Origin of the sequence: Actinomadura sp. NPDC000929 (assembly GCF_040492065.1) — a bacterium.
GTDB classification, from domain to species: Bacteria; Actinomycetota; Actinomycetes; order Streptosporangiales; family Streptosporangiaceae; genus Spirillospora; species Spirillospora verrucosospora.
The window spans coordinates 62,649-87,322 of record NZ_JBEUPA010000013.1 but is presented as its reverse complement, the minus strand read 5'-3'; the positions used below and the strand labels follow the sequence as shown (position 1 = coordinate 87,322).

The window sequence follows — 24,674 nt, the reverse complement described above, 5'->3', positions numbered from 1 at the left end:
TCCCAGTAACGGGCAAACTCAGCGGAGGTAGTCCTCGAAGCCCTCGGCCAGGGACTCGGCCATGATCTGCCTGAACGCGGCACTCGACATCTTGGCCGCGTCCCCCGGGTTCTTCATGTTCCCGCACTCGATGAAGACGGCCGGCACGGTGGACATGTTCAGCCCGCCGAGATCGTCCCGCCGATCGAGCCCGTCCTTCCCGAGGTAGTCGGCGTAGGGCATGCTCGTCCCCGACCGGTAGGCGTCGCGGATCGCCGTCCCCAGGCGGGCGGACGGGGCGACGATCCCCCTGTTCCCGCCCACGGGCATCGGCAGGATGACGTGGAAGCCGTGCCTGGCCGCCGCCGCACCGTCGCCGTGGATCGACAGCGTCGCGTCGGCGCGCGCCCGGTTCCCGATCGCCGCCCGCTCCGTGACGCAGGGCCCCACCCCCGCGTCGCTGCCGCGCGTCAGCGTCACCCTGGCGCCCCTGGCCCGCAGCGCCTTCGCCAGCCGGTTCGAGACGTCCCAGGTGAAGGCGTGCTCGGCGTAACCGTCCGCGGTGGCGGTCCCGGTCGTGTTGCAGGCCTTGCGGCCGTTCCCGACCCACACCGGCCGGCTGATCGCTTCCGGATGGGCCGCGTTCCCGCCGTTGTGCCCGGGATCGAGCACGATCACCTTTCCGCTGAGGGGTCCCGGCGCGGCGGATCCGCCGCCCTTCGGGGCCGGCGGCGGCCCGCTGCCCGTGGCGGGCCGAGCATGGCAGGCGAGCAGTCCCAGGCAGACCAGGCAAGCCGCCACGGGCTTCCCAACGAGCTTCTCCATGAGCCGGCTCCCCCTCGCCCTCACCGGGATTTCTGCGCCGGGCCTCGCGGCGCCAAACGGAACGGGCGGGAGGTCGTCCCTCCCGCCCGTTATGTCCGCCGCCGGCGTCAGCTCTTCGTGAACTGGGCGATGGCGCCGAGCACCACCGCGTCGGCGAGGTAGCCGAGGTGGGTCTGGCAGGCCACGTAGTGGTTGTTCGCGCCGTCCAGGCGGGTGCTGGTGTAGGGGATGATGATGCCGTCGCACGGCGAGTACCAGGTGGCGTACTGCGTGCTGCCGGGCGTCTCGTCCCCCGCGCTGATCTGCTGGATGAACGTCGACCCGGGGAGCATCTGCCGGCACGTCTCGAAGGCCGTGCAGGCGGTGGCGTACGTCGTCCCGTGGTTGGCGCCCGCGATCGACGCCAGGTGCGCGACGTTCGGGTTCCCGTTCAGCACCTTCAGGTAGTACTGGCTGACCAGACCGCCCATGGAGTGGTTGACGATGTCGACCTGGGAGGCGCCGGTCCGCGACTTCACCTGGTTCACGTAGGAGGCGAGCCCCGCCGCGTTCTGCTTGTTGTCGCCGTAGGAGTTGTACTCGTAGGCGAACAGCTGGTCGCTGCTGTAGCCCGCTGCGCGGAACACCGACATGGCGGTGACCCAGTTGGACGCGTTGCCGGTGTACCCGTGCACGAACACCACGGGCCGCGGCCCGGCCGCCTGCGCCGGCGCGAGGCCGAATCCGAACGCCGCCAGTGCCGCGAGCAAAGCGACGACGGAACCGAGGACCTTTCTCATGGAACCTCCAGGGGTGGGACAGCCAACGCCCCGGAGTCTGAACCTCGCCCTCCCGGAGAGCATCGGTGAAATCACCGGCCTCCCGGACGGAAGCGCGCAAAGGATCGGGCGGCTGACGGCCGTCAGCCCCCGCCGGCGGCCCCCGCTGCGCTGAACCTCACCGCGCAAGGCCACGAAGCCGTCCCCGCTGAACCGCCGAGCCGGCCCCGACCGCTACCGCGCCTCAAAAAGGGCTGCCGCCCGCCTCAGCTGGGAGACGGGCGGCGAAGGATGCCACGGCTACGGGCTGGGAATCAGAACGGGGAGCGGGCGCGAGCGCGCCGCCCGGCGTCCCCGCTGCGGCCGACGGCACGCGAGGAGCTGCGGAACGGCTTGCTCAGCAGCCGCCCGAGCCCGCCCGGAGCGGAAGAACCCGCACGTGACCCCACCCCCAGCGCGCGCTGGGTACCTCGCTGCGGATGCCGCGACAACCTCGGCAGCAGGAACGCCAGAACCAGCAGAACAGCACAGACGCCCACGATGGCGACAATAACCATGAAACCCGCCCTTTCAGCCGTTTACGGTCAAAGCCGCTCTACCCTCACTTGACCGAGCCATGCAGCCCGTCCCTTAGGACCGCGAGGGCACGACCCGGCTGACGCTTCGAACCGGGGCGGCAGACGGTGTGCGCGGGCCCCGAGTTGCGTCACGCCGCCCGGGCAGGGGAGCGGAAGACCTCGCGGGCGTGCCAGGCGATGTGCTGGTCATCCACGTCCGGAAAGGCCTTCTGCGGCGTGCTGATCGGGCGTCCGGCCAGAGCGTGAACCTGATGGCGGGCGGCCGGACCGCGCCCGACGTAGTGCACCGACACGGTGACCCGCCGATCCTCGGCTATGCCGAGCGCGCCCTTGTCGAAGAGCTTGTGGTGCAGTGCGCACAGGCAGATGCCGTTGGTGATGTCGTCGGGCCCGTCAAAGGCCCACCATCGGACGTGCGCGGCGTCCAGCCCGACCGCGGTCCCGTTCAGCCAGCCGTCATAGCCGCAGAACGCGCACTGGTACTCGTAGGCGACCATGATCTGCTCGCGGAAGGCCCGGTCGCGCCGCCGCGGGATCACCGCGCCCGCGGCCTCGATCGACTCCAGGTCGATCCCGGCGGCCGCGCAGATGTCGTCATGCAGCGAGGGTTCGAAGTTGACGTCCAGAATGGCGCGGCAAAGCTGGGGCAACAACCGCGGATCATCCCGCAGCGCGGCCGCCAGCTCCCCGGTCAGCCGCCCCCGCGCGGCCTGAGCCCGCAGGCCGCCGACGCCGGGTCCCGGACTGCCGCCCCCATCGGCGGTCCGCACCTCCCACAAACCGTCGCTGGTCAGATAGTGGAAGGGATATGCGGGACTGGTCTTCCGGGGCGGCCCGAACTCCCGCAGAAGCCCGGCGAGGTGCTCCTCGACCTCGCTGTAGAAGATCGGCGCATCACCGCACCGCTGAAAGTGCCCGAGCGCGTACAACAACAGCAAAGGCTTATGCGGCGCCCGCTCCCCACCTCGCGACCACCTGCGGACCCCCGTAACCCGCTCAACCCAGTCCACACCCGGCACCCTACGGGAACCGCAATGGCGAGATCACGCCCGTTGATGATCAAAGGTCTCTCGCGGACGGGAGACGGCCACTGCCGGACAAACCTCCATTGCTCTCCGGAGCCGGAGGAGCCGAATCGTAGAATCACTCTGCCGACATCGGGCGGCGCCTTCTGGAGACGAGATGGAACTCCGGCATTTCCGGTACTTTTTAGCGGTTGTCGAGCAAGGCTCGTTCACCCGGGCGGCCCAGGCACTCCACATATCGCAACCGACCCTCAGCCAGCAGATCCGCGTCCTCGAACGCGAGGTGGGCGCGACGCTGCTCGTCCGGGAGCCGGGCGGCATCGCACCCACAGCGTCCGGAGCGGTCTTCTACGAACACGTCGTCGCCATCCTCGCCGCCACCGCTGACGCGGTCTCGGCGGCCCGCCACCGGGCCGACGGCCCGCGCACCCTGCGCATCGGAATCGCCGGTCCCCTGCCGGGAGACGTCCAGGTGCCTGTGATCAGCGCGTTCAAAGCGGCGTTTCCGGAAGTGCGGACGGCCTGGCGGGCCCTGGAACTCAACGAACTGGACCGGCCGCTCCTCGACGGAGACGTGGACGTCGCCCTGATCCGCCTCCCCGTCGACCCCGAGCGGCTCGACTGGGAAGTCCTCGTCGACGACGAACCCCGTGCCGTCCTGGTGCCGGCCGGACACCCGCTGGCAGAAGCCGGCACGCTCACGCTCGACGACGTCATCGACGCCGCCTTCGTCGCGATCGCCGACAGCGTCCCCCTGACCGCGCAGCGCTGGTGGACCTTCTACGAGGAGCGGAACCACGAGGACGCGCGGTTCCTCGGCGAGCCGGTGGACACCGTCGCCGCCGCCGCGCTCTCCATCCGGCTGAACGGCGTCCCCTGCCCCGGGCCGTTCGCGCTGCGCGACACCCTGGCGCCCTCAGGGATCGAGACCCTGCCGATGACCGGACTCTCCCCGACGGTCACGATCGCAGCCCGACGGCGCTCCGACGAGGGCCTTCCGGAGGTCTTCTGCGAACTCGCCGCACGAACCGTCCGGGAACTGCGTGCCGCAGGCGCCATATAGATACGTTCTATAGCCGCATAGACAACAGGTCTTGGCCCTCGGAAGCCGCTGCTCAGTACATTTCGCGTGAGCACGGACGGGGGAATCATGGGAGAAATAAGAATTTCAGAGATAGGCGGGGACCTCAGCGGGACGGTGGTGAACGGCGACCACGCCCTCGTCGTCAGTGGCCCCGGCTCCACGGTCAACTACGTCGGCACACCAGCCGACCCCGCCCCGCGCAAAAAGCCTCACGGTCGCCCTCTGCCTCGTGCTGAGAAACCCCTGGGGCGTGACCGAGAACTGCATGTGCTGGAAGAAGGGCTCGCCGACCGCGGCCGCGTCCAGGTCTACGGTGAGCGCGGTTCCGGGAAAACGACGCTGCTGTGCGAACTCGCCGCCAGGCAGGCCAAGGCAGGCCGCTCCGTCGTCTACCTGCCGGTCGCCGACGTGCCTGTGGAAGACGTCATCCAGGAAGTCTTCAAGGCGTGCTACGCCATCTCCGGATACCGGCCCGCCCAGGACGTCATGGTCCGGCTGATGTCGTCGATCGAAGCCCTGCTCGTCCTGGACGACTATGCGGGAGCGAGCACCGACCTGGCCGATCTCCTGGCCGCCGTCCCGTCCTGTGACATCGCAGTAGCCGGCCCGACGCGCCTGCTGTTCGGCGAGGGAACCGCACTCGAACTGCTCGGCCTGGACGCAGACGCCGCACGAGACCTTCTCGTCCGGAAACTCGGCCGCGACCTCCGAGACGACGAGCTCGCCGCCGCGGACGAACTGCGGCGCGCCATCGGGGGCCGTCCACTCGCCCTGGTACGCGCGGCCGCGACCATGCGGGCGGACGGCCTCCACTCCTCCCTCGACCCGGGCGCCCTCACCGAAGCACTCGCCGCCGCGCTCAACGCACCCGCCCGCGCCGTCCTGGGCCTACTGTGCGCGGTCGACGGCGTCCCAGTCCCGCTCCCCCTGCTCACCGCCCTTGCACTGGACGCCCACCAGGACCACGGTGAGACCTCGTCCTCAGCCGGTAGCGCCGCGACCTCGGCAGACCCCACTGCAAGGGCCGGGAGGCCTGGCGACGCAGCCGAAGCGTTGTCAATGCTGGAACATGCCCGGCTGGCAAGCGAAGGACCACTCGGCTACACGACGACCGACAAAGCGGCGACCGAGGTGGCCGCGCTGGCAGGCAGCGAATTCGACGCCGCCGGGTGTGCGGCGCGGCTGGCCGACTGGGCCAAGCGAGCGTCGATCGCAGAGACCAGCGACGTAGCCCCCCTGATCGTCCGGGTTTTACGGGCCGCCCTGGAAGCCGAGGCACACGCACCAGCCCGCGACCTCGCCCGAGCCGCCGCACCGAGGTTGGCACTCTCCCTCCACTGGGGGTCCTGGACCGAAGTGCTCTCCCTGGGCCTGCGAGCCGCACGGGCCCTCGGCTCGACCGAAGACGAGTCGTACTTCAAGAACGAGCAGGCAGCGCGGTTGAAGGCGGCAGGCAAAGGGGCGGCGATCGGTGGGGCAGCGGCGACCGCGATCTTGGCGCACAAGGCCCTGGCAGGGCATGCGGCCCAAACCGTCACGAAATCGAAGGGCACGACGCAGCGCCTGCTGGCCAAACCCGCGGTCAGCGGCATAGCCGCCGCCACGGGCGTCGCCGCGGTGGTCGGCGGAATCGGCTACATGGGCATGCGGTCCCCGACGCCCCTCTCCGGAGAGAAAGCGGCACAGCCCCAGATCGTCGAGTCCTCGCCCTCCTCACCACAAGGCCGTCACACGAGGTTCCGACCTCCAGGACAGGACGAAGGAAAGACCCCGCCCCCCAACGGCGACGACCCGACCAGGAGAGGCGACCCCCCACCCGCCGGACCCGACCCGGGGCCCGACCCGAAACCCCCTCCCTCCCCGTCGTGCGCCACGAAGTCGCACACGTTCGAGCTCGGTGACATTCTCACCTTCCAGGTGCCGGAATCATCCGAATGGAAGCCCTTCAAACGCAGCATCACCTGGAAGTCGTACCCAGGCTGGGAAAGGTGCTGGGGCAACGGCGATATAGCAAATTACAAGGTGGACGGACCAGACCGACAGTACTTCATCGTCAAGCCGATAGATTGCCCGCGGCAGCTCCGTCCAGACCAGAGCTGCCACTTCTCCATCGACATCCGGTTGCCCGACTACATGTCGCGCTCCGCCTATATCCGCGTACCCGTCCCCGGTCGGCCGTGGGGCATTCAATGGGATCTTGATGCGGAAGCGCTGCCGCCAGAGAGCCCCACCGTCCAGCCGAGCCCAGACCCGTCCGCGACATGAGGGGAGACACCATGGGGGAAGGCAACAACCTGCACATCGGCAGCATCGGCGGCGACCTCAGCGGCAACGTCCTGAACGGCCGGAACATCGAACTGCACCAGGAGACACCGCACCCCCTCCCAGACGACCTGGCCGCCTTGGCCACCTACGCCCAAGCAATAATCCAGGCGCTCCCGGTGCTGACCCTGGCCGCCGATCAGCAGCAGAACCTCCAGGTCCACGCCACCGAAATCCTGAACGAGATACAAGCCCCCCACCCCGAACGCGACCGCCTGACACGCCTCCGCTCCTCCCTCCAATCAATCCTGGAAAACGCAGCAGGCGGTGCCCTAGCCACCGTCCTACTAGCCACGACCATCCAATAGTCCACTGGTAAAGAAAAAGGTGGCAGACCGGCTCTTCGTCCAGCCGGTAAAAAGACCCCTCGATGCCAGCTCCCCCCACCGCGGGGAGCTGCGCCCGCGATGCCCGTCCGGACCCTCCGTCGGCGCGGGCCATACTCGTGCTGCGGCGCCGCCCGGGCACCGCAGCACGAGGGGAGCGAGATGGCTGAGGTGCTGGTCTTCCACCACGGGCATGGGCTGACCGTCGGCGTCCGTGGGTTCGCCGAGCAGCTGCAACGGGCCGGACACACCGTTCACGTCCCGGACCTGTTCGAGGGGCAGACATTCGACAGCCTCGAGAACGGCATGAGCTACACCGAGGACGTCGGATTCGGCACGATCATCGCGCGCGGGACCGCCGCCTCCGAGGGACTGCCTGCTGAACTCGTCTACCTCGGGTTCTCGCTCGGAGTCCTGCCGGCGCAGAAGCTGGCCCAGACGCGCCCCGGCGCAAAGGGTGCGCTGCTGCTGGAGGCGTGCCTCCCGGTCACGGAGTTCGGCGGTGCCTGGCCCGACGACGTCCCGGTCCAGATCCACGGCATGGACGCGGATCCGTTCTTCGCAGGGGAAGGCGACATCGACGCAGCCCGGGCGCTCGTCGAAACGGCGGCGGATGCCGAACTGTTCCTCTACCCCGGCGACAGGCACCTGTTCACCGACAGCAGCCTGCCAACGCACGACGAACACGCCGCAACCCAGGCCACCGATCGAGTCCTGAAGTTCCTCGACCGCATCAAATGACCCGGCTTGGTCGTTGCTCAGCTTCCGTAGCCGCTGCCCAGGGAAACGGGTGAGATCTAGGCTGGGTGGGAGCCTCACGGCTAGGGCCTGTTTCTTGGATCGACTGACGGTGGGCATTGGTTGGGTCACTGTGGGTTGATGGGCCGTGGTGACTTGACCGATGCGCAGTGGGAGCGGTTGGCGCCGTTGCTGCCGCCGACCGGTGGGCGGGGTGGACGGTGGGTCGATCACCGGCAGGTGATCAATGGGATCTGCCATCGGGTCCGGACCGGTGTGCCCTGGCGTGATCTGCCCCCGGAGTTCGGGGAGTGGATCACCGTCTACAAGCGGTTTCGGCGCTGGTCGGCGGACGGGACTTGGGACCGGCTTCTGGCGGTGGTGCGCGCCCAGGCCGATGCGGCCGGGGACATCGACTGGCGGGTGTCGGTCGATTCCACGATCGAGCGGGCGCATCAGCACGCGGCCGGCGCCCCGCACCGGCCGCGCCCCGTCTTGCCGGAAAGGGGGGACGGGGCTGGGACGAACCAGGACAAGCCGTCGTGGTGCGAGCTGGTCGCCCTGCTGGAGGAGGTGGCCCGGCAGGCGAAGCGCTAGGACGCTCCCGCGGCGGGTTGTCCACCAAGATCCATCTGGCCGCCGACGGTCGGTGCAGGGTCCTGTCCTTCCTGATCACTCCTGGCCAGTGGGGTGACAGCCCGCAGTTCATCGCGGTCCTGGACGCCATCAACGTCGCAAGGCTGGGGCCGGGCCGCCCACGCCGCCGTCCAGACCACGTGCTGGCCGACAAGGCCTACTCCTCGCGCGCCAACCGGGCCTACCTGCGTCGACGCGGGATCGCACACACGATTCCCGTGCCGGCCGACCAGCGGCAGCATCGCCACGATCGCGGACGCCGCGGTGGTCGCCCGCCCGGCTTCGACGCCGAGCGCTACAAGCAACGCAACACCGTCGAACGCGCCATCAACCGACTCAAGCAGTTCCGAGCCGTCGCGACCCGCTTCGACAAACGCGGCTACCTGTTCACCGGCACCATCACCGTCGCTGTCCTGCTCATCTGGCTACGCACCTGATCCAAGAAACAGGCCCTAGGGCGACGAACGGTATGAGGGCGGGATTGTGCAGCCGGGACTGGAATTGGCGGGCCGGTACCGCCTGGAGACGTTGCTGGGTCGCGGCGGCATGGGCGAGGTGTGGCGCGGGCTCGACCTGTCGTTGGAGCGTCCTGTCGCGTTGAAGGTTCTGCTGCCCAACTGGCGCGATGAGAGCGAAATGGCCCAGGCGATGGGCAGGTTCCGCCGCGAGGGCCGGGCCGCCGCCCGCCTGTCCCACCCGGCCATCGCTGCAGTCTTCGATGTCGGTGAGGAACGCGGACACCCGTTCCTTGTCCTTGAGCTGCTGACTGGGCAGGACCTGCGCAAGATTCTGGAACGGCAACCCGCCGGCCTGCCCATTGAGCTGGTACTGGACTACGGGGCCCAGGTGGCCGAAGGGCTGGCGGCCGCGCACGCGGCCGGGGTAGTGCATCGCGATATCAAGCCGGCCAATCTGATGCTGCTGCCAAGCGGGCAGGTGAAAATCTGCGACTTCGGCATCGCCAGACTGCAGGGTGCCACTGCGGGGCTGTCAGCGACAGGCGTCCGAATGGGCACTTTCGCTTACATGCCTCCCGAACAGGCCGCCGGCAAGCCCCTGGACGGACGGGCCGACCTGTACGCCCTCGGCTGCACTCTCTTCCACATGCTCACCGGCCGGTACGTCTTCCCTGGCGACGATCTGCAAGCCATCGTTGCCCAGCACCTGGCCCGTCCCGCACCTTCTCCACGCACGCTGCGGCACGACACCCCCGCTGCTCTGGACGCGCTCATCCTGGCCCTGCTCGCCAAAACTCCCGATGACCGCCCCGCGGACGCCGCCGCCGTAGCACGCGAACTAAGGCGTATCGGGCGACCGACCTCACCGGTGAAAGCCCGGTACGTGCTGCCCGATCCGGCGGCGTTGCGGCCCGGGAGTGTGTCCAAGCCGCGGACGAAGGCCAATGACACGGTGGTGAACGCGCTGACGGGGGTGTTGGAGCAGTTCGATATCGATGCGCAGGTGACGGGGTTCACGCGGGGGCCGACGATCACGCGGTACGAGATCGAGCTGGGTCCGGCGGTGAAGGTGGAGAAGGTCACCGCGCTGACCAAGAACATCGCCTACGCGGTGAAGAGCGCTGATGTGCGCATCATCTCGCCGATTCCCGGTAAGTCGGCGATCGGGGTGGAGATCCCCAACACCGACAAGGACATCGTCAGTCTGGGTGACGTGCTGCGCTCGCCGGCCGCGACGAACGAGCATCATCCGATGATCGTGGGGCTGGGCAAGGACGTCGAGGGCCGCACGGTGGTGGCGAACCTGGCGAAGATGCCGCACATCCTGATCGCGGGCGCGACCGGGGCCGGCAAGTCGACGTGCATCAACGGGCTGATCACCTCGATCCTGATGCGCGCGACCCCTGACGAGGTGCGGATGATCCTGGTCGATCCCAAGCGGGTCGAGCTGACGATGTACCAGGGGATCCCGCACCTGATCACGCCGATCATCACCAACCCCAAGAAGGCCGCCGAGGCGCTGGAGTGGGTGGTGGGGGAGATGGACCGCCGCTACGACGACCTGGCGGCGTCGGGGTACCGGCACATCGACGACTTCAACAAGGCGGTGAAGGCGGGCAAGCTGGTCCCGCCGCCCGGCAGCGAGCGCGTCTACACCCCTTACCCGTACATGCTCGTCATCGTCGACGAGCTGGCCGATCTGATGATGGTCGCGCCGCGCGACGTGGAGGACTCTGTCGTGCGCATCACCCAGCTCGCCCGCGCCGCCGGGATCCACCTGGTTTTGGCGACGCAGCGGCCGTCGGTGGACGTGGTGACGGGGCTGATCAAGGCCAACGTGCCGTCCCGGCTGGCGTTCGCGACCTCCTCGCTGTCCGACAGCCGCGTCATCCTCGACCAGCCGGGCGCGGAGAAGCTCGTCGGGCAGGGCGACGCCCTGTTCCTGCCGATGGGCGCGAGCAAGCCCATGCGCCTCCAGAACGCCTACGTCTCCGAGAAAGAGATCCACAGCATCGTCGACCACTGCAAGAGCCAAATGCAGCCGAACTAGGGACGTGTCCGCCTGAGCCCAGCAGCCAGGCCCGGGGATTGCAGCGCCACACGCGTGGTCACCGAGCAAGGATCCCTCGACGCTGGGAAGACGACCCAGCTGACGTCGTCGTCGACCTCACGCCCTGCACGTCCGCAGCAGCTGACCACAGTGCAAAGAGCCCACCGCCGGGCCCAATGCATCGCCGCTCTGAGCCGCGGCAATGCAAGCGTGGCGACGTACGGAAAAAGACATCCTGCGCCCCATGGATTGCCGCCTGCGCTACTATTTCACCCCGTCACTTCCCCATCGCGAACCAATTAAGGCGACGAATATCTATCGAATCCCATAAGTAAACTGGCCGCCATCAGCGCATTGTCCTGCTGTCCAGCATGCCTCCGCGTCGAAACCGCGCCAGCCGCCGGCAACTTAACCGGCTGACCACGCGGAAAACCTCGACACCTTCAATGGTACTGCCGCTTGGAAATGTCCTTTCAGATTAACCGAATCTGAACCTGCGACCTCTTCATTTCGAAGGGCGTATTGTACGTTCTCTGCGGCCCGCAGATAAAGCTTGATCTCTGTAAAATCCCAGGTAGATGGCCCGTTCGGCTGCCGGCGCGTGATCTCCAGGGTCACGCCATCACTCGCAGTCCGGGGTCAAACGAGGGTCAGACGATCAAGCTGGGAAGATAGATCACTCGTCGAAGCGGTGGCGAAGCCACAGCTTTGCTTGTGTCGTCCGATGTAACGCCCAACCACGTTTCGACGTCTGTGGATGGCTGAATCAAAGCTCGGCGGGCACCCATAGAGCGAACCGCAGGGGCCCATCCGTCCTTTTGAGCGGCGCGTTCGGGGATGGTGAAATCGATCTCACGACCCCGCAGTGACCGGCGCATCACCGCCGGACTGTAGGCCTTGGTGACGATCACCTGATTCAATCAGTGCCGAAGCAGGCCCGCACTGGACTCGGCATCCACCCCCGCCAGCACCCGGGTGATTCGATGGCGTAGTTGACGGATGGCAGCGGGCCGCCAACCCTTGCGACCTTGCCGCACCAGGCCTGTATCTGTGATCCGGCGCGCATCGCGCTCCGGATGGCACCCACCGAACGGATCGGGGGCGCGCGGGCAAGCGGGCGTAGCCAGCACTGCCACCACATGGCTCGAACGCCTATGCCAAATCCACGCCTCCTCTTCCGGGCGAGGTGAAGGTCCCGCGGAAGAGCTCACCGGCACGAGACACGCGAGACATTACTTTCTGTAACACAGATTGTACGAATAAGCAAGTATTGCCACGGTGGACCGGCACTCGCACCTACCATCGATGTCAGCTTGATCACCTCGCCCGGCGGCCACGTGACGCCGGGTCGTGTGTTCATGAGGTATGGGCGATAGGGGACTGATGAAGATCACGCCGTCCTCTCGCATCCTGCGGATGCTGGGAGAGATCGAGTTCGACGAATGGCAGTGCATCGCCGAACTGGTGGACAACGCTCTGGACGACTTCTCCGAGATCGAGCGCGACGGCATCCCCTGGGCGGGAGGTTTCAAGGTCTCCGTGTCACTGCCCAGCCCCAAAGCCAAACTCGCTGACGCGGTCGTGAAGGTCTCCGACACCGGGCGCGGCATGAGCTACGACAGGCTAGAGCAATCGGTCCGCGCTGGCTGGTCCAGCAATGACCGCTTCGACAAGCTTGGCTTGTTCGGTATGGGCTTCAACGTCAGCACCGCCCGGCTGGGGCGCCGTACCCGGGTGCTGACCACTCGGCGCGGCGACGACCGGTGGATCGGCGTGGAGATCGACCTGGATCGGATCGGCGATGACTTCGAGGCCCAGGACATCGAAGAACCAAAGACTGACCCCAACGAGCACGGGACCCGCATCGAGATCAGCGGCCTGCACTCCGACCGCGCGGACTGGCTGCGCCGCAACGCCAGCAACCTGCGCGAGACCCTGGGACGCACCTACTCCTGGATCTTGGACAACAAGCCCTTCGAACTTTGGGTGCAAGGCCAGCGAGTCAAGCCTCGGCTGCACTGTCGGTGGGGCGACGATCGTGCCGTGACCTTCGGGCAAGGAGCCTCCGCCGAACGGATCCCGGCCTACATCGCCATCGACGAAACCTTTGACCCCGCCGAGGCCTGTACCAACTGTGGAAATTGGCAGGTGCCAGACAAGGGCACGTGCGAGCAGTGCGGCGGTGACCGGCTCACCCTACGCGAACGCCGCATCCATGGCTGGCTCGGCGTCCAGCGGCACCTACACAAACGCGAGTTCGGGATCGACTTCCTGCGCAACGGCCGCAAGATCCTCCAGTGGGACAAGCGCCTGTTCGACTGGAAGAATCCCAACGACCCGGCCACCGGCGCTGTGGACACCGAGTACCCGATCGAACTGGCCAACCAGGGCGGTCGACTCATCGGGGAGATCCACCTCGACCACGTTCCTGTCACTTACCAAAAGAACGCCTTCGAATACAGCGACCGCGGCTGGCGCGCGGCCATCGACTACCTGCGGGGCGTAGGACCCATGCAGCCTGAGAAGGCAAAACGGCTGGGTTACCCGGTCAACGACAGCCCGCTAGCCCAACTGTATCGGGGTTATCGCCGCAACGCCGCCGGGCTGCGCTGCCTGATTCCCGGCGACGGCAAGGGCCCCATTCATGACGAAACCCGCCGTTGGGCACAGCTTTTCCACCGGGGCGACGCCGACTACCAGGACGACCAACGATGGTGGGACGCCGTCGTCAACCACGAGGAACTCAGCAAGGCCGCCAAGCTCGCCAAGGCCGAGGGCGCCGCCCCATACAAGCCCGATGAGGCGGCGGTGCTGGAGGCACTCGGCGTTGACATTGGCGAGTCCGATACGTCTGGGGCGACCTCCGACGCCACGTCCCTTGCCAGCCAGGCGACGGCCAGTGTGCCGGAACTTCCCGCTGTCAAATCGGCCAAAGAGACCTTCCAGGAACGGATCGCCCGCTACCGCGCCGACTCCACTATCGTCCCCGAACTCACCCGCGACTTCGGGATCCCTCGCGTCGGTGACCTGCGCGTCGAAACCCGCAGGCTATCCACGGTCGCGCTGTGCGACACGGCGGCCCAGCCCACCCCCGTGCTGTTGGTCCAAGGCCCCGGCGGCACCGGCACCGCTTTCGTCGATCCCGCCCACGAGGTCTTCGCCAAGCTGGGCGCCGACCCCACCGAACTCCTGCTCGTCGAGATCGCCGCGGTATTGAAGGTCAAGTCGGAGAGCGACCTTACCCACGCCCAGTTGATCGCGTTGCTGCGCGCGCGCTGCCTGCTCGACCTCGCCCCCCGGATGGACGTGGTCTTCGCCCAAGCCCGCGAACTGTTCAGCGACGTCCGCCGGATGATGGCCCTGCGGATCGACGCCGACCCTGGTCGCGCATTTCAGTATCTGTCTCCCGACGAGCTCACCGCCACCGAGAACGAGATGATCGCTAACGGGCAGGTCACTCACACCCAGGCGCTCGGCCAAACCGGAGAGTTCTTGCTCTACGCCCCCCCCTTGTTCGTGGTCAGGCTCTTGGAAGAATGGCCCGAGGCGTTCATGGATGGCCACGTGTTCGCCGGGCCCTACGCCTCGGTGTCCTCCCCCTCGGCACGCCGCCTCAGCGTCGCCAAAGTCTCCGGCTACCTCAACGACATCGCCACCCTCCTCAGTTTCACCGCCGAGCGCGGCCCCCAGCAGTTGCAGCGCACCCGGCTCAGTATCCAACTGATGGCCGACGAACTGGTGGCCGAGGCATGACCGGCGGCTTCCTATCCCTCCAAGCACTGCTCGACGGTGGGCCCCGAGGCTTGCCTCACGCCCTGGAACGCACACTGTGGCACCTGGGCTTCGTCGACGTGCGCATCGTGGACGGAGCCGGCGACGGCGGTGCCGACCTGCTCGCTGTCCGCGACCGCGAACAATGGGTCTTTCAATGCAAATGGTCGGCCAACCGGCCCGTGGACCGCCAGGGCATCGACGATCTGGAGCGGGCCCGTACCCGCTATGGCGCTGACAAGGCGGTCCTGGTCACCAACACCGGCCTCACTAAGGCCGCGCAGGAACGCCGTGCCGCGCTCGAGGCCATCGGCGTCAAGATCTCGGCGTGGGACGGCCCCACCTTGGCCGCTATTTTCGACCGGATGCCCGAACGTGTCCCCGCGCGTTACGAGCTGCGCGACTACCAACTCGCCGCCGCCGACGCGATCTCGGCCGACCTGAAGTCCCACGGTCGAGCGCTGCTCGTCTTGGCGACCGGACTTGGTAAGACCGTCATCGGGGGTGAGGTCATCCGACGGTACTTGACCGCCGACCCCACCGCCCAGGTCCTGGTCGTCGCGCACATGAAGGAACTGGTCCAGCAGCTCGAACGCGCTTTGTGGCGGCACCTGGACAAATCCGTCCCCACACAGCTCGTCACAGGCGAGACCAAGGCTCCAGCCCACGACGGGGTTTTGGTCGGCACCGTCGAATCGGTCTTGGGCGTGGTCCGTGCCGGATGGCGGCCCAGTCTCGTCATGATCGACGAGACCCATCACGTCGGCGACAACGGAAGATTCGCGGATCTGCTGGATCTGTGCTGTGATGCTCACCAATTCGGTGTGACGGCAACCCCTTGGCGTGGCGACAAGTTCGACATCACCTCACGGTTCGGTCGCCCCAGTCTGCGTATGGGTATCGCGGAGGGAATGGCGCAAGGTCACCTGTCCGCCGTCGACTACCGTCTCTTCGTCGACAACCTTGACTGGGAGATGGTCCGCAAGGCCAGCGAGCACGGTTACTCCATCAAGGAACTCAACCGTGCGTTGTTCTTGCCCCAGCGTGACGAAGAGATCGTCGAGCAGTTTCGCCAGGCGTGGCGCGCCACTCCGGACCCGCGGGCCATCGTGTTCTGCCAGACCATCGAACACGCCGAGCGTGTCGCCACCCTGCTCTCGTTGTCGGATAACGCCTGGCGCCGCGCGTCATTTCTGCACAGCGGCCTGCCACGCCAGCGCCGGCAGATCCTGCTCAATGAGTTTCGTCTCGGCCGCATCCCCATCATCACCTGCGTCGACGTCTTCAACGAAGGCGTTGACGTCCCTGACGTCAACCTGATCGCCTTCCTGCGCGTCACCCACAGCAGACGCATCTTCGTGCAGCAACTCGGACGCGGTCTGCGACTCAGCCCGGGAAAGAAGGCCCTCAAGGTGTTGGACTTCGTGACCGACATCCGGCGCGTCGCCGCCACCTTGGATCTCAAGCGCTCGCTGGAGGCCGCCGAAGCCGAGCACCTACGGCTCCGCCTGCCTTCCGGCTCCCGCGTCGAATTCAACGACGAGACCGCCGGAACCCTGCTCGACCACTGGATCCAGGACGCCGCGAGCTTGGAGACCGCTGCCGATGAGGTTCGCCTGCAATTTCCCCCAGCCCTCTAGGAGGACCTACATGGCCATCAGTAAAGAACTTCAAGACAAGGTCGTCGCCCTGCTGTTCGAACAGGCCGAGAAGGTTCACTGGCCTAGCCTCAGCCTCCAGCAGCGCACCGAGATGTACAACCAATGGGTCCAAGACCCTCAGATCGGCGGGCGCCTCACCGAGTTCATGCCCGTTGAGCAGGCCAGGGTCTGGATCAAGGACGGCCCTATGAAGGAGTTCGCCCGCGCCCGCTTCGGCGTCGGCAACTTCGCCAAGCATGTCCCCAACCCCAGCGCCGCCGTCACCGACCTGATCACCAGTGCCCTCGGAGACGGCTGGGACGCCGACATGGACACCATGGCGATCAAACCCCTGCGCTTGCGCGTCTATGGCGACGAAGGAGAGGAGGCGATCTTCGCCTGGGTGGACGACTACAACCACTTCAAACACCTGGTTTGGGCCGCGCTCAAGGAACAGGCCGACGGTGCCTCCACCCCCTGGATCCTGTGCGTCGCCGCGTCCTTCGAAAAGCCCGTCCCTGAGGACGTCAAGGCGTTCCACCTGCGTGTCGGACAGCGCTGCGGCTTGCAAGTGGTCCATGTGGAAGGTGTCTAATGTCCAAACCTCCGGCCCCACAGGCTGACATCCCCCACTGGTTCCCGGCGGCATGGGCGAGCATGGACGCCCGCGCACGCGACATGCTCGTCCGACGCCACCGCGACCAGACCCTTGAGGCGATCGGCCGCGCCCATTGCCTCACCCGCGAACGCGCTCGCCAGCTCATCCGGGACGCTGGCCAGTACCTGCTCATGATCGCCCAGAGCATGGAGGAGACCTGGCGCGATCAACTCGATGAACTGTTCCATAACACCGTCGCTGTCGCCGACCGTGCCCTCGCCGAGATCTTCCCCGATCCCGGCGGAGCGGCTCGCTACGCGTTGCTGCACGCCCTCGGATTTCAACACCCCCACACCTGGGCCGGCGTCCAGCGCGCTTTCTGGACTCGTGAGCCCAAAATGCTCGCCACACTCCTGAGTGAACTCGCCGCTAACGCCCCCTACCGGCCCGCTGAACTCCGCTTCCGCGCCGCCGCCCTCGGGATCCCCGACGCACTACCGATCGAAGAGATCGCCTCCCACGACAAGAGTCCCCTGGTCCAAACTGACGATGGCGCATGGGTCAGTCGCAACGCGCGGGGCCGCGACGTCGCCTACCTGTGGCTCGCCGAGCAGGGTAGTCCTCGCACTGTCGACGACATCGCCGGCGCGGTCGGCGGGAACCGGCGAGCCGTCCGCGAGTCGCTGCGCCGAGATAGCCGCTTTCATCTGATTCGTCCTGAAGGTACCTGGGGTCTGGCTGAATGGCCGCACGATGAAACTGCCCGCTACGGCACCGCCATTGATGCCGTCCTGGACGTCATCACCGAACTCGGCCCCATCTCCAAGCGCCGTCTTATCCACGAGACCCAGCGCCGCTATCCGGTCAGCCTCTCCCGTGTCACACAGTGCCTGATCGACGACCGTGTGGGAATCACCGCCGACGGCAGGGTCGACCTCGTTGAACGGGGCGCCGCCCCACTAGAGGACAGTGAACCCACTCGGCCCAGTCACGTCGCGCTCGACTCCGCCGGCGCGATTCTGGCCTTCACCCTCACGATCGACGCCGATCTCCTGCGCGGCAGTGGAGTGATCATCCACCGCTGGATCACCTGGTATTTGGGTCTGCGCCAGGCTCCCATGACCCGGGCCTTCGACCTGACCGAACTGATCGACCCCTTAGCCCCGGCCGTGACCGCTGCCCCGCTCGACCCACCTGGCACGCTATCGATCACCCGTAACACCAGCGCCGCGCAGATATCCAGCCTCCGCGTGCACGCCACCACCATGGGGCTGACTCACAGCTGCCTCTTGGCGGTCGTGTTGCGCCTGCGAGAGGGGACCGCCTACTTGCGACACGCCTGTCGTGTCCACGCCTGCCCGGCGCGGGAGCGCTTCTATCCCCAGATGGATGGAGGAATTTCCTCCCTATGACCCGTGTCGCCCGGGACTCCCAGGCTAAGGAGCTCCTTGCTCGCGAGCCTGGACGATCGCCCGCGGGAGCGGAGACGGCCACCCATATCTTCCACGCGTGAAACTGGCATCCCGGATACACGCGGAGCGACCAATAAGCAAATCGCCATCCCCGGGTTCACTTTCTTCGATATTCTTGCCCCTGGCTTGTGGGTAGCGGCAAGTGATCGGTGGCATGAGGAGAAACAGTGTCGGTATGGGGGAGGAGTTCGCCTATTTTCCTGAGAGGAGGTGCCGTGTGTGGCTAAGGTGGCGGTGGATAAAGTGTTCGACGCTCCGATAGGCGCTCCGTGCGGCCGGTGTGGCTCTATGTCGCACGGGCAGCGTCGTCGCTTTGCGCTGCCGAAGAGATTTGCGCTGCCGAAGAGAATAGATACCTGTCCGCCGGACGAGTGGCACCGGGTAAACGGGTCCCCAGGAGAGTTATGCGATAAGGCTTCACCCTCGTCGCGGAGTGAAGGCGGAGCTTGAACACACCTACCTCCGTACAGCCGAGAGCGTCGTTCCGTTTCGGGCGGCTCGGCACGTCGGCAAACCCTCGTGGGGCGACATGGAGATCGGCTCACCAGAAACGGAAAGCGGCCCTCCGATCGCAGCGGAGGGCCGCCCGAAAGACCGACCACCAGCAGCTATGACGACCGGAGGTCAGCCTGATGAACATGCCTTCCTTCCGGGAGGGTTGTCAAACCCCGCCGGAGCCGACCCGCCGACGGCGCTGGCCGCGGCGTGTGGCCCTCATCGGGACTACCGGGGCGGTAGTGGCTCTTGCCTTTCTCTACCCGCCTGCGGCGGTCCCCCTCGCCCTCGGCATCCCCACCTACGAGTTCTTCCACCGGCTCTTCCACCGGCCGCCCAAAGAAGAGGGCGTCGAGGGATGAGAGTGGTCTGGGCTCCGATACCGTCGTTCAACGGGTCACGGTAGCCAAGCTGAGGTGCCGAGCCGTACCGCACCTCACAGGCCGCCAACTGACCCAGCTCACTGTAGCCGGTTGCGCTACGAAAGCCCTCACATAGGCACTAGATGCGGCAACCCGCAGTGCCGTCGAGGCGGGAGATGGGTTGGCCGTCTTGGGGCGGTGTGACCGCGGTGGTGGCTGTACCGGTGAAGGGAGGTAGCTTACTAGGGCGTGTCCGGCGGATCATGTGTTGATCCAGAGCAGTGCTGTGACCAGGACGATCGCTGCCCGGTAGTCGCGGGCGAGTTTGTCGAACCGGGTAGCGATGCCGCGCCATTGCTTGAGACGGCCGATGCGGCGTTCGACCACGTTGCGGCGCTTGTAGAGGCCGGGGTGAAGTCCGGTGGACGCCCGCCGCGCGAGCCGCGGCGGGCCCGTCCGGCCTGCTGATCGGCGCGTTCGGGAATGGTGGCCGCGATCCCGGCGGCGTCGCAGGGTCCGGCGGATCGCGGCCGAGCTGTAGGCCTTGTCGGCGATCACCCGATCGGGCCGACACCGAGGACGGCCCGAACCGGGCCGCGCACTCTGATCGCCGCCAGGACCTGCGGGAAGGCGGTGCAGTCGTTGACGTTGCCGGGCGTGAGCACGATCGATAACGGCAGGCCGCGTCCGTCGACCGCCAAGTGGACCTTGGTGGTCAGGCCGCCCCGTGACCGCCCGAGCGCCTGACTGCTCCCCGATGCCGGGCTCGTCCCGTCCGGTTCCCCTTTTTGCGAGCTCCGGCGGCGTGCTGGTGCGCGCACGATGGTGGAAGCGACGCTGACGGTCCAGTCGATGCGGCCGGCCGAGTCGTCGTGGACCTGCACGTGAGTCAAGAACGCATCGAAGGTGCCGTCGGCGACCCACCGCCGGTACCTCTCGTACACGGTCTTCCAGTTGCCGTACCGATCGGGCAGGTCCCGCCACGGAGCACCGGTGGCCGGCTTCCACAAGATCCCGTTCAACATCGTGCGGTGATCGGCCCACCGGCCACCTCGGGCGGGCTGCGCGGGCAAAAGCGGCTTGATCTGCCGCCACGCCGCATCGGTCAACCCATGCCGTCGCACCACGACACATCATCGACCCACAGCTGAAGATCAACCTCAGGCAAACACCAAGATCTACCGGGCAGGGCCAGCTTGGCGGCGGCAGCGCGGATCCGTGCGGTGACCAGCTCCCTCAACGTGTCGGTGCCCCTGTCTACTGGATATCGACTGCAGGGCGCCGAGGTCCCCTCGGGCTGCACTGGGGGTGGTCTGGGGCGGGTCCGCGCCGGTGGCCAGGTCAAGGGGCCGGTGCCGGTGATCTGGTCGTAGACCGTCAGCGGGCGGCGGCCGACTTGGACCCGGGCGGCGTCGGAGCGGGCGAGTGGTGGCCCCAGTGCACATTGCTGGTGGTGGCGCCGCCGCCGGATCGACAGTTCGTCGCCCGGCCCGGTGTCGCCGTGGCCGGTGGTGGTAGCGCGGGTGTGCCCGTCGGGCAGTCCGCGCCAGTGTTCGGGATCGACGACGCGGTCGCCCCGTCCGGACGCTCGCGCGGGTGCATCGCCAGCAGCGGGATGTCGTTTTGTCACCGGTGGTGGCGTGCAGGCGACCGTCGAGGCCTATGCGCGGGCCTCGACCAGCTGCCGGGGGAAGACATTGACCGCGGGGGACGAAGTAGAGGTTGGCCTCGAAAGCGACCGGGCAGTCCTTGCCGACGTGCTGCGGATACCGGTCGGTGACCAGATACTGCTGGGCCGGGACCGGCCCAGTGCGGCATGATCGCGTCGGTCCGGTGCCCGATCACCCCGGCGTGGGTGCAGTGCACCGTGCGGCGGCGGACCGGGACCCACGCGAGGACCACCCGTTCCATCTCCTCGATCGAGGCGAACGAGCGGCCTGCCAGCACACGGTCGCGCACGATCAGCACCTGGCGTTCCACCCCGCCGTTGCCGGGGCGGTAGGTGGCCAGCACCTCGATGTCGAAGTCGTGGTGTCCGGGCGAACGCGACCGTCTCGGAATGTAGCGGCACCGTCTTGCTCAGGGCGACATGGCGCCGTACCACGGTCTTGGTCCGGTCACAGACGATCGAGGCCGGGCTCCGCCGACGTGCTCGAACGCCCACCGGCGGCACTCCCAGAACGTGCCCAGGTCCTGAGCCCTTCAACAGCACCTCCGCCCGCAACCAGCCATCGATCCCGGCGCGAACGGATCGATCCTCTGTCCCCCGCCGTCGCGAGCGCGGAGCCGCCGGAGGAGCCACCGGGCCGCCGCCCTCCAGGCACCGCGCGCCAGTTCAGCCCCGTCTCCCGGGCGATCTCCGAGATCGACTCGCCCGACTCCCGTAACGCCCGGAACCGGCGCAGCTACGGTCTCCAGAACCACCGACCCCGCCTCCCGCCGTGATGATCAACATTCGCGGCAGAGTCCAAGATCATCACCCGCTTGCAGCGCCCGAGAAACCGATCACCTCTGCGTGTCTACCTGTACCTGGCTATGTACTGGGCCCGTACATCGACACCAGACATCGTCACCCTCGCGACCAGCGAATGCACGCCCTTACTGTCACTTTGAACGCGCTGGGATGGGCCGTCGAAAGACGAGAAAGCATCCGCCGTGGGATGAGCTTCACCTTGGCCGTCGGTGGTCATATCTGCGGACTATGTCTACCCCGAGCCTGGCCCGCATGACCATGCCGGCACCGGGGGGAAGATGAAGGCAGCGCTTGTCTGAAGGCAGCGCTTGTCAGCAGTGACCGCGGCGAATCAGGAGCTGAGAGCTACCCGCTTCTCGAACGCACTATCTCGGCTATCCGCTCGGCGGCTGGACCCGGGGCCTCGTGTTCCCAAACCCTGATCGCGATCCAGCCCGCATCAACGAGAATCCGGTCGGTCTCGCGGTCTCTGGCCTGGTTGGTTTGGATCTTATCGCTCCAGAACTCGCTGTTCTTCTTCGATGGGCGGTGATGATCCGGGCAGCCGTGCCAATAGCAGCCGTCGGAGAACACCGCGACCTTGGCCGTGGCGAACACCAGGTCAGCGCGACGACGAAGCCGAGGGATTGGGCGTTGGTCGACGCGGTAGCGGAGTCCAAGAGCGTGTACCGCCGATCGAAGAGCGAGTTCCGGCTTGGTGTCGCGGCTGCGGTTCGCCTTCATGACGGAGCGAACGGCTGAAGAACTCGCCCAGGACTTCGTTTCCGGCGCTTCTCGCGCCAGACCCTTAGCCACCGCCAACTTCCACCCTTCCGCCAGGTTCTCGGCGCGGGTGTCCTTGTCGACCTCGCCCAGGTACTTGTTCTTGGTCTTCCCCCTGTCCGACCATCTCAAGTAGCTACGGATCCGTCTGCGCTTATCGAAGAGTTTCAGCTCGACTGACGCGCACGCGGTCAGGCCGTCCCCAAGGTCGACCAGACGGCGTTCACGTCCGCCAGCAGCACGGTCCTGCTCTGCGGTACTGGCGGCTCGGGCTTGTCCAGGCCGACATTTCCACGCTTTGTCAGGAGGCGGCTTGTCCTTCCAAAGCCCAGCCTTGGTGGCACGTGCTGGATCCGTCACTTTCTCTCCGCCTCATGAAGCACCGTGGCGACGGCTCTGGCGAAGACCTCGCCGAGGGCGACCGGGACGGCGTTGCCGAGTTGACGCATCTTCTCTCCACGAGGACCCGCGAGCTTCCAATCGTCGGGGAAGGTCATGACGCGTGCGGTCTCCCGCACGGACATGTAGCGATGGGTTCCGTCGTCGAGAAGCATTACGGACTCACCCCCCGGCACACCGTGGACACCGGCCTTGACCGTCTTGGCGGGACGATCGAGCTCGTTGGGCGTGTGTCCAGGGTAAATCCGGGCGTTCGGCCAGCCAATATGGTCGGTGAAGCCTCCGAGGTTGCGTTCCTTGCGGTCGAGATACATCGGAGGGATCGGAGGGAGCGGCTTTTGCTCGTCGATACCGGCGATCGCGTCGCGCAGAGTGCGCCAAGGAAGCGTCTCGTCTGGTACGGGGAGCTCCTTGGGAACCCTCGCCATCACTCGATCGCGCACCTTCTTCGGCACCTTCGGGTGGCGCTCCCAGTACGAGCCTTCGATCATTGACCGGAAGAGAGCGTGTTCGGAGTACCGGGGCTCGACCAACTCCTTGAACTTGTCGATGTCGACGCCCAAATCCTCGCGGAACGCGACGATGATGATCCGGTTTCTGACCTGGGGGACACCGTAGTCCGCAGCGTTGACGGCGGTCACCGCCACTCGATAGCGGCGGCCGGCCGAGGCGGTTCCCTTCTCCAAGAAGCGCCGCAGGACAGCGTCATGCTCTTGCCACGTAACGCTCTCGTCACGCTCCTCGAACGGCAATGCGAGCTCGCGGAGAATGTAGTCGAAGTACGGCTTGAACGATGGACGTAGAAGCCCGCGGACGTTCTCGCAGATGACGGCCTTGGGCTCAATCTGCCGGATGGCGCGGAACATCTCCGGGAACATGTTCCGCTCGTCCTCATCGCCCTTGGCGACACCACCCAGACTGAACGGCTGGCACGGAGGTCCTCCCGCCAGGACGTCCACGCGCCCCTTCAGATACTCGAAGTCGACCTTGCGAATGTCGCCCTCTCGAATCGGGCAGTGCTCCCCTGGCCCGGGAATGGGGGGGATCTGCCCCTCCTCCACGGGGACCGCTCCGTTCTCGCGAAGGGTCTCACACGCCCGTTTGGCGAACTCGTTGAACAGCAACGGCCGGAAACCCGCGCGGTGGACGGCCATGGCCAGCCCGCCACCGCCAGCGAACAGCTCGACGCCGGTTCGGTCCTGGTCTACCTCTTGTCGCTGCTCAAGCATGTTGAAAGAGTACCGCGGAGTTGCTGAACAAGTGTGCTCATCCGATAATATTTTCGGATGAGCACGGTCTGAGAAGGTCGCTAACTGCCAGTGCGTGTTCGAAGGTGGGGGGCGGCGGAGCCAGATCTCGACGCCGCGTAGGTGGAGTTTGACCTGCCCACCGCCTTGATCTCCTCCAGTATCGTAGTGGAACGGCGGCTCTCCTCGTCCGCCGGGGGTGAGCACGGTCGACAACGGTTGACCGCGGCGGTCGGCCGCCAGGTGGACCTCGCCGGACAGTCCATCTCTGGAGCGTTCCAGTCCCGCCTCCCGTAATCGGGTTCGCCTGCGCCGCCGGATCCGGCGGCGTTCATCAGACCTCTGGCTGGCGTCGCTATTGGCCCCTTTCGCCCCTAAGGCAGAGCCCCCTTCAGCTTCGGCGGTTCACTCCAGAGTTTGCGGCGGTTCCGGGCGCTGAGACGAGGAGTCCATGCAGAGCCAGATTGCGGGTGGGCATCCGCGGTTGGCCGCTTCCAGCAGTTGTTGGAAGGCGCCGTCTTGACTCACAGGATGAGCCGCCCATAGGCGGCGCCGCTCGACGTACCTGGCAGCCATGCTCTCCACGGACCGCCAGCGCGGAACTGCCGCATGACCCTATCCGGTTGCTGAGGCAGATCAGGGAGGAAACTCCAACCTGAATCCGCAGGTCACGGGC

Annotated in this window: 18 protein-coding genes; 10 read left to right on the top strand and 8 right to left on the bottom strand. The window is 66.7% G+C overall.

Features of this window, described 5'->3' with window-relative positions:
* Positions 1–18 precede the first annotated feature (18 nt).
* The 4 genes from ABWI04_RS07775 to ABWI04_RS07760 all read right to left on the bottom strand — a co-directional run bounded on the left by ABWI04_RS07775 (position 19) and on the right by ABWI04_RS07760 (position 3,150).
* Positions 19–804, bottom strand: coding sequence for an N-acetylmuramoyl-L-alanine amidase (locus ABWI04_RS07775; protein WP_353831902.1), 786 nt, complete (start codon positions 802–804; stop codon positions 19–21).
* A 107-nt stretch (positions 805–911) separates the two neighbouring features.
* Entirely contained in the window at positions 912–1,583 is a 672-nt protein-coding gene (locus tag ABWI04_RS07770; protein ID WP_353831901.1) for an esterase/lipase family protein, read from the bottom strand.
* 293 nt (positions 1,584–1,876) lie between these two features.
* A complete protein-coding gene (locus tag ABWI04_RS07765; RefSeq protein WP_353831900.1) occupies positions 1,877–2,119 on the bottom strand; it encodes a DUF6411 family protein in 243 nt (80 codons plus the stop codon).
* Positions 2,120–2,268: 149 nt separating this feature from the next.
* Complete coding sequence (locus ABWI04_RS07760) at positions 2,269–3,150, bottom strand: phosphorothioated DNA-binding restriction endonuclease (protein ID WP_345178909.1); 882 nt, start codon at positions 3,148–3,150, stop codon at positions 2,269–2,271.
* 172 nt (positions 3,151–3,322) lie between these two features.
* On the opposite strand from ABWI04_RS07760, the gene ABWI04_RS07755 reads away from it, so the two are divergent.
* The 10 genes from ABWI04_RS07755 (at position 3,323) to ABWI04_RS07710 (ending at position 18,200) form a co-directional block, all read left to right on the top strand.
* Complete coding sequence (locus ABWI04_RS07755; protein ID WP_353831899.1) at positions 3,323–4,228, top strand: LysR family transcriptional regulator; 906 nt, start codon at positions 3,323–3,325, stop codon at positions 4,226–4,228.
* Positions 4,229–4,294: 66 nt separating this feature from the next.
* On the top strand, positions 4,295–6,514 hold the full coding sequence (locus tag ABWI04_RS07750) for a P-loop NTPase family protein (RefSeq protein ID WP_353831898.1): 2,220 nt from the start codon (positions 4,295–4,297) through the stop codon (positions 6,512–6,514).
* A gap of 11 nt (positions 6,515–6,525) precedes the next feature.
* Positions 6,526–6,879 carry a hypothetical protein gene (locus tag ABWI04_RS07745; protein ID WP_353831897.1) on the top strand — a complete coding sequence of 118 codons (354 nt, stop codon included), beginning with the start codon at positions 6,526–6,528 and terminating at the stop codon, positions 6,877–6,879.
* Between the two features lie 180 nt (positions 6,880–7,059).
* Positions 7,060–7,638, top strand: coding sequence for a dienelactone hydrolase family protein (locus ABWI04_RS07740; protein WP_353831896.1), 579 nt, complete (start codon positions 7,060–7,062; stop codon positions 7,636–7,638).
* A gap of 138 nt (positions 7,639–7,776) precedes the next feature.
* A protein-coding gene (locus tag ABWI04_RS07735) for an IS5 family transposase (protein WP_502913123.1) occupies positions 7,777–8,708 on the top strand; the annotation gives its coding sequence in 2 pieces (ribosomal slippage) (positions 7,777–8,109 and positions 8,112–8,708; 930 coding nt in all).
* A 46-nt stretch (positions 8,709–8,754) separates the two neighbouring features.
* Positions 8,755–10,779, top strand: coding sequence for a DNA translocase FtsK (locus ABWI04_RS07730; RefSeq protein ID WP_353831895.1), 2,025 nt, complete (start codon positions 8,755–8,757; stop codon positions 10,777–10,779).
* A 1,383-nt stretch (positions 10,780–12,162) separates the two neighbouring features.
* Complete coding sequence (locus ABWI04_RS07725) at positions 12,163–14,532, top strand: ATP-binding protein (RefSeq protein WP_353831894.1); 2,370 nt, start codon at positions 12,163–12,165, stop codon at positions 14,530–14,532.
* The gene (locus ABWI04_RS07720) at positions 14,529–16,190 is read left to right on the top strand and encodes a DEAD/DEAH box helicase family protein (RefSeq protein ID WP_353831893.1); all 1,662 of its coding nucleotides are present in this window, start codon (positions 14,529–14,531) and stop codon (positions 16,188–16,190) included. Before ABWI04_RS07725 ends, ABWI04_RS07720 begins: the two co-directional genes overlap by 4 nt.
* Positions 16,191–16,200: 10 nt before the next feature.
* Complete coding sequence (locus tag ABWI04_RS07715) at positions 16,201–16,785, top strand: hypothetical protein (RefSeq protein ID WP_353831892.1); 585 nt, start codon at positions 16,201–16,203, stop codon at positions 16,783–16,785.
* A 62-nt stretch (positions 16,786–16,847) separates the two neighbouring features.
* Positions 16,848–18,200: a hypothetical protein gene (locus tag ABWI04_RS07710; RefSeq protein WP_353831891.1), complete on the top strand. Its 1,353-nt coding sequence runs from the start codon at positions 16,848–16,850 to the stop codon at positions 18,198–18,200.
* A gap of 1,178 nt (positions 18,201–19,378) precedes the next feature.
* Here the strand turns inward: ABWI04_RS07710 and ABWI04_RS07705 are convergent.
* The 4 genes from ABWI04_RS07705 to ABWI04_RS07690 form a co-directional block, all read right to left on the bottom strand.
* Positions 19,379–19,675, bottom strand: coding sequence for a transposase (locus tag ABWI04_RS07705; protein WP_353831889.1), 297 nt, complete (start codon positions 19,673–19,675; stop codon positions 19,379–19,381).
* Entirely contained in the window at positions 19,672–20,244 is a 573-nt protein-coding gene (locus ABWI04_RS07700) for an IS5 family transposase (protein WP_353831888.1), read from the bottom strand. The genes ABWI04_RS07705 and ABWI04_RS07700 overlap by 4 nt, the downstream gene beginning before the upstream one ends.
* A gap of 1,691 nt (positions 20,245–21,935) precedes the next feature.
* Entirely contained in the window at positions 21,936–22,712 is a 777-nt protein-coding gene (locus tag ABWI04_RS07695) for a very short patch repair endonuclease (RefSeq protein WP_353831887.1), read from the bottom strand.
* Entirely contained in the window at positions 22,709–23,980 is a 1,272-nt protein-coding gene (locus tag ABWI04_RS07690; protein ID WP_353831886.1) for a DNA cytosine methyltransferase, read from the bottom strand. The genes ABWI04_RS07695 and ABWI04_RS07690 overlap by 4 nt, the downstream gene beginning before the upstream one ends.
* Between the last annotated feature and the right edge of the window lie 694 nt (positions 23,981–24,674).